Source organism: Porcincola sp. LCP21S3_C12 (genome assembly GCF_052118625.1).
Lineage (GTDB): Bacteria > Bacillota > Clostridia > Lachnospirales > Lachnospiraceae > Porcincola.
In genome coordinates, this window is the sequence record NZ_JBQKGW010000062.1 from 1 (window position 1) to 1,508 (window position 1,508).

1 protein-coding gene is annotated in these 1,508 nt (G+C 49.5%); it reads left to right on the forward strand.

Annotated elements, in window-relative coordinates; translation table 11 throughout:
• Nucleotides 1–190 precede the first annotated feature (190 nt).
• Nucleotides 191–1,504 carry an IS30 family transposase gene (locus ACTQ1N_RS12615; RefSeq protein ID WP_441957001.1) on the forward strand — a complete coding sequence of 438 codons (1,314 nt, stop codon included), beginning with the start codon at nt 191–193 and terminating at the stop codon, nt 1,502–1,504.
• The last annotated feature ends 4 nt before the right edge of the window (nt 1,505–1,508 follow it).

A 1,508-nucleotide genomic window follows, 5' to 3' on the forward strand; every position in this document is an offset into this window, starting at 1 on the left:
CCTCAACTGTAAAACGAGATGCAACCCCTCTCGTTCTGGCCTGAGGCCATAATGGTTACTAATCAAATACCTGCCGGGAGGTTGCATCCCGGCTTGCAAAGAGATCAGTCAGGGCTGGTCTCTTTTTCTTGTCATCTCTTTTCTCTGTGCGATATCCTCATCCGGTTGGCGGCTGGAAATGGAGGATGCCATGGCAAAGTTTTTTACCTATGAAGAACGCTTAATGCTGCAGAGACTCTTGAAGGAGGGCATGTCCTTCAAGAAGATCGCTGCCCAGATACATAAAGATCCGGCCACAATCTCCAGGGAAGTCCGAAAGTATGCCGTAGAAATCGCCACCGGTAAACCCGGGTACTCATTTAACGCGTGTAAGAACCGAATGTCCTGTAAGATCAAATCCCCTTTGCTCTGTGGAAAAGACTGTACGAGGACCGGAGGCTACAACTACTGTCGCTTATGCCGATGTAATGAGCATTGTCCGGATTTCGTTGAAGAGGTCTGCGCAGTCAGAGTCCATGTCCCTTATGTCTGCAATGCCTGTCCGGCGATTGATAAATGCACGCTGCTTAAGACTTTCTACGATGCTGAGAAAGCACACCTGAAATCTCATCAGGTGATCTGCGAGTCTCGGAGCGGCTTGTCGACCAGCGAAGAGGAGATTGCCCGGCTGAACCGTATCATTACCCCTCTTGTAAAGCAGGGACATTCGATTCATGAGATCTACATCACCCATCAGGATGATCTGATGTGCAGTGAAAAAACGATCTACAACTACATCGATGACTGCCTTCTTGAAGTGCGGAACATCGATCTTCCCCGGAAAGTCCGATTTAGAACCCGTCATAAGAAACCGGAATTCAAGGTCGACAAGGGCTGCCGTATTGGGCGCTCCTATAAGGAGTTCGAAGCCTTTATGGAGAAGAATCCGGATACAGCAGTTGTCCAGATGGATTCTGTAATCGGAACGATTGGCGGCAAATGCCTGCTCACGGTCCATTTCGTGGAGTCCTCCCTGATGCTGGCTTTCCTGCGGGACGCAAACACGTCCCAGTCCGTGATTGATGTCTTTGAATGGCTTGATGGCCGCCTTGGCGGGAAACTGTTCAGCAGCCTCTTCCCCGTGATCGTTACCGACAACGGCAGCGAATTCTCCAATCCGAAGAAGCTCGAGTATAGGGATTATGCTGTCCCCGATTATGGCTTTCAGCGGACCAGTATCTACTACTGTGACGCTGGCTGTCCTTATCAGAAAGGGGCGATCGAGGTCAACCATGAACTGATTCGGCGGGTTCTTCCTAAAGGAACCAGTTTTGACAACCTGACGCAGACGGATGTGACCAGAATGATGGATCACATCAATTCCTATAAAAGGAAAAAGCTGAACGATCGCAGTCCCTACGAAACGTTCAGCTTTCACTACGGAGAAGAGGTGTTAAGGCTTCTGGGGTGCACTCCAGTTGCCACTGAAGACATCTTACTGAAGCCCTCTCTTCTCAAAAAATAATTAG